The organism is Pseudomonas sp. UBA6276 (assembly GCF_002438365.1).
In the GTDB taxonomy this organism is placed as follows: Bacteria; Pseudomonadota; Gammaproteobacteria; order Pseudomonadales; family Pseudomonadaceae; genus Aquipseudomonas; species Aquipseudomonas coleopterorum.
On the sequence record NZ_DJUS01000190.1, the window covers coordinates 1 to 4,552 of the forward strand.

Annotated in this window: 4 protein-coding genes; 1 reads left to right on the forward strand and 3 read right to left on the reverse strand. The window is 63.3% G+C overall.

The window, feature by feature from the left end; genetic code table 11:
* Both B2V21_RS21305 and cydP read right to left on the reverse strand, forming a co-directional pair.
* Positions 1–169 (reverse strand): cytochrome ubiquinol oxidase subunit I (locus tag B2V21_RS21305; protein WP_286917964.1); only part of this gene is annotated, 169 nt, incomplete at its 3' end.
* Positions 166–363 carry a cytochrome oxidase putative small subunit CydP gene (gene cydP, locus B2V21_RS21310; protein WP_286917955.1) on the reverse strand — a complete coding sequence of 66 codons (198 nt, stop codon included), beginning with the start codon at positions 361–363 and terminating at the stop codon, positions 166–168. The genes cydP and B2V21_RS21305, both read right to left, overlap by 4 nt.
* A gap of 227 nt (positions 364–590) precedes the next feature.
* Here cydP and B2V21_RS21315 point away from each other — a divergent pair, with 227 nt between their 5' ends.
* A complete protein-coding gene (locus tag B2V21_RS21315) occupies positions 591–2,702 on the forward strand; it encodes a TonB-dependent siderophore receptor (RefSeq protein ID WP_286917956.1) in 2,112 nt (703 codons plus the stop codon).
* 51 nt (positions 2,703–2,753) lie between these two features.
* On the opposite strand, the gene B2V21_RS21320 is transcribed toward B2V21_RS21315, so the two are convergent.
* On the reverse strand, positions 2,754–4,552 hold a 1,799-nt coding region (locus B2V21_RS21320; RefSeq protein ID WP_286917957.1), incomplete at its 5' end, for a methyl-accepting chemotaxis protein.

Consider the following 4,552-nt stretch of genomic DNA (forward strand, 5'->3'; position numbering starts at 1 on the left):
AGAACTGGGTCATGTCCTTGTACACCTGCTTGCCGGTCATGACGTAGACCGATTCCATGATGGCGAGCAGGAACGCCATGCCGATGGTCAGGGGCACGAACAGAAAGTGATAGAGCGCGGTCATGGCGAACTGCAGCCGAGAGAGGTCGACGACTGATTCGGAGATCATTTCAGGTTCTTCTCGAGAGGTTGGGAAGCGGAGCCGAGCACATGCTGGCCGACGGTGGTGCCGTCATCCTTGACGTCTACGCCCCCGCCGAACCACAGGCTGCGGATGCCCAGCAGCAGGACCAGCTTGATCAGCACAATCACGGCGATTTCCCGCGCGAGCGGTTTCTTGAGGAAGTCGAAGTGTCCGGACATGGGGGGTACTCGGTGTCGGGCGGGTCGGTAGGTGGGCGGATTTTCTGCCCGCACCGCCAGACGGCCATTGATCCAGATCAATGATTCTCGAGCGCCAAGCTGCGACCAAGCGCCACATCGGTTGGCTCAGGAAGGAACACCGCTTCCAGAGGATGTAGAAAAGAGATAGGCAGCGGCACAATTCATGACGTTATAATATAACTATAATCACCAATGGACTGCTGCACATGCGCTCACCTCGCTTCGCCCTCCTGGCCAGCTTCGCCTTCAGCGTGCTGGGGTTGCCCGCCTATGCCGAAACCTCGCCCGAGACCCTTGAACTGGAAGCCATCAGCGTCACCGCTGGCGGCGAAATGGAGACGGCCAATGGCCCGGTCACAGGCTACCGCGCCACGCGTTCGGGCAGCGCGACCAAGACCGACGCTGCGATCAAGGACATCCCCCAGGCCGTGAGCGTGGTTCCGGTACAGGTCCTGGAGGACCTGGGCAGCACTAACGTGGAGCGGGCCCTGCAATACGCAGGTGGGGTGTCCCAGCAGAACAACTTCGGCGGGCTGACCCTCTACGAATACAGCGTGCGCGGCTTCACCACCTCGGAGTTGTACCGCGACGGTTTCAGCGCCAACCGTGGCTACCCCGCTACACCGGACGTGTCCAGCATCGAGCGCATCGAGGTGCTCAAGGGGCCGGCCGCCAGCTTGTACGGGCGGGGCGACCCCGGTGGGACGGTCAACATCGTCAGCAAGAAACCGCAGGCCGAATCCTTCGCCCGCCTGTACGGCAGTGCCGGGTCCTGGGATCGCTACCGCACCAGCCTGGACCTGAACACCCCGCTCGATGACGAAGGTCAGGTGCTCAGCCGCGTCAACCTGGCGGTGGAAGACAACCACAGCTTTCGTGACCATGTGCAGAGCAAGCGGTTGTACGTGGCGCCGTCGCTGAGCTGGCAACTGGATCCGGACACTTCATTGCTGGTGGAAACCGAGCTGGTGCGGCATCAGTCGGTGTTCGACCGCGGTGTGGTGGCCCCGGGTAACGGCTGGGGCGGCGGCTCGCGGCGGACCTTTCTCGGCGAGCCCAACGACGGTTTCATCGACAACGACAACAACCGTATCCAGGCCGCGCTGGAACACCGCCTCAGCGACGACTGGCAACTGCGCGTGGCCAGCCACTACAAACAGGGCGAGCTGAGCGGCGATGCCAGCGAGGCCCGCGCGCTCAACGCCGACGGACGCACCGTCAACCGCCGCTATCGCGAGCGCGACATGGATTGGCACGACAGCATCAGCCAGGTCGAGCTGCGCGGCTTTCTCGACACCGCCAGCGTGCAGCATGAACTGTTGATCGGCACCGAGTACGAGGATTACCGCAAGAACGAACGGGTGACCAACACAGCCGGTGCCTATCCCATCGACATCTTCAATCCGGTGTATGGCCAGGCCAAACCCACCGGCGCGCGCTCGGGCACCGACTTCCGCGAGCATGTGCGCAGCCACGCGCTGAACCTGCAGGATCAACTGGTCTTCAGTGAAAAGCTGCGCGGCATGCTCGGGGTTCGCTACGAACATTTCGACCAGCGCATCGCCGACTACACCACTGGCAACCGCAGTACCCAGCGCCAGGACGCCTTCACCCAGCGTGCCGGCCTGCTCTACCAGTTCACACCGCAATGGGGTGTGTTCGCCAATGCGTCCACCTCGTTCAAGCCCAACAACGGCCTGGATGCCAGTGGCAAGTCATTCGACCCGGAAGAAGGCATCGGCTACGAAGCCGGTTTCAAGGCCGAACTGTTCGACGAACGCCTGAGCGCCACCTTGGCAGCCTTCCACATCGACAAGGAGAACGTGCTGGCGCTGGACCCGACGAGCAACCTCAACCGGGCCATCGGCAAAGCCCGCAGCCAGGGCGTCGACCTGCAGTTCAGCGGCCAGTTGAGCGACGCGCTGCGTGTGATCGGCGCCTACGCCTGGATCGATGCCGAGGTGACCGAGGGCGACGCCAGCGTGCCCAAGGGCAGCCGCCTGCTCGGTGTGGCACGCAACAGCGCCAGCCTGCTGGGCGTCTATGAGTTTCAGGATGGCCGGCTGCGCGGTTCCGATATCGGTGCGGCGTTCACCTACGTGGGCGACCGGTCCGGGGAGTCGGGGGGCAATTTCGAGTTGCCCGCCTACCACACGGTCGATCTGCTGGCGCACTACAAGGCCAGCGACAAGGTCACCCTGGGCGTCAACCTGAACAACCTGTTCGACGAGAAGTACTTCGAGCGTTCCTACAGCAACTACTGGGCGATGCCGGGCGAACCGCGCAACCTGACCTTCAGCGTGGCAATGGATCTGTAGCCTGACGCGGCTCCTTCCCTGGAAGCCGTCGTGCCGGCGCTGGCCGGGTGATCAGATGCGGAAACTGCCGACCAGCTGCTTGAGGCGCAACGCCTGCTGTTCGAGGTCGGCGCACGCACGCAGAGTGGATTGCAGGTTCTCGACACCCTCCTGATTGAGGGTGTTGATCTCGGTGATATCGACGTTGATCGATTCCACCACCGAGGTCTGCTCTTCGGTGGCTGCGGCCACCGACTGGTTCATGCCGTCGATCTCGCCGATGCGCTGGGTCACGCTGACCAGACGTTCGCCGGCCTGGTTGGCGATGGTGACGCTGGATTCGCTCTGGCCCTGGCTTTCGTTCATCAGGATGACGGCCTGGCGCGCCCCCACCTGCAACTGCTCGATCATGCCCTGCACCTGCTGGGCCGATTCCTGGGTACGGTGCGCCAGATTGCGCACTTCGTCGGCGACCACGGCGAAACCGCGCCCTGCTTCGCCAGCCCGCGCCGCTTCGATGGCGGCATTGAGCGCGAGCAGGTTGGTCTGCTGGGAAATGCTGGTGATCACTTCCAGGATCTGACCGATGTTCACCGTGCTGGCATTGAGGCTTTCGATGTTGCCGCACGAGCCGCTGATTTTCTGCGACAGCAGGTTCATGGCGCTGATGGTCTGGCCGACCACGGCCTGGCCATCGGCGGCCAGGTTGCGCGCTGCACTGGAGTGCTGCGAAGCCAGGGCGGCGTTCTGGGCGATTTCCTGCGCGGCGGCGCCCAGTTCGTTGATGGCCGCCGCCACGCTGCTGGTGCGATTGGCCTGCTGATCGGAGTTGAGCATCGAAGAGTTCGAGGCGCTGACCACCCGCTGGGCCACTTCGTTGACCTGGCCGGTGGCCGAGGACACTTCGCGGATCGAGTCGTGGATACGCTCCACGAAACGGTTGAAGGACAGGGCCAGGGTGCCGAATTCATCGGCGCTGTGGATGCTCAGGCGACGGGTCAGATCACCCTCGCCTTCGGCGATGTCGTGCATGGCCCGGCCCATGGTATGAAGCGGCTGCATCAGCAGGCGAATCAGCATGCCCAGCAAGGCGATGATCAGGACCACGGCGACGATCGTGGCGATCACCGCCGAGCTGCGGAATTGGCTGAGCATGGCGTAGGCCTTGGCCTTGTCCATGCTCAGACCGATGTACCAGTCCACCGAAGGCAGGCCCTCGACCTTGGCGAAGGTGACGATGGAGACGCGGCCATCGCGTTCGACCTCAGTCACGTCATCGCCGATGCGCGGGGTGTGCTGCGGGTACACGTCCTTGAGTGATTTCATGACCAACTGGCTGTCGGGATGAACCAGGATCTTGCCATCGCCGCTGACCAGAAAGGCGTAGCCACCGCCGTCGAAATCCAGCGAGTTGATGGTCTTGACCAGGGTGTCCAGGCTCAGGTCGCCACCCACGACGCCTACCGGCTGGCCGTTGCTGCTCATGGCGGGGGTGGCGATGGTGAGGATGGTCTTGCCGTTGGCGGCATCGATGTAGGGCTCGGTGAGAACGGTCCGACGCGCACTCATGGCATCGGTGTACCAGGGCCGCGTGCGTGCATCGTAGCCTTCGGGCATGGTGTCCGGTGGCTCCAGAAAGTAGTTGCCGGAGACATCGCCCAGGTAGGCGAAGTCAAAGTTGGCCAGCAGGGTTTTCTGCTTGAGCAACGCGCCCACGGCCTCGGCAGTGGGGTTCAGGGCAACGCTCTCGGCCAGGGTTTCGGCCAGCAGAATACGACCCGAGAGCCAGTGCTGAATGTTGGTGGAAGTGGCGCTGCCCATTTCGTGCAGGTAGCTTTCCAGGTCGTCGCGAATGGCGTTGCGCTGCAGGT

Excerpts from the sequence above, each read along its gene's own strand:
- cydP (WP_286917955.1), bottom strand. The coding sequence starts at position 363 with ATGTCCGGACACTTCGACTTCCTCAAGAAACCGCTCGCGCGGGAAATC.
- B2V21_RS21315 (WP_286917956.1), top strand. The coding sequence starts at position 591 with ATGCGCTCACCTCGCTTCGCCCTCCTGGCCAGCTTCGCCTTCAGCGTG.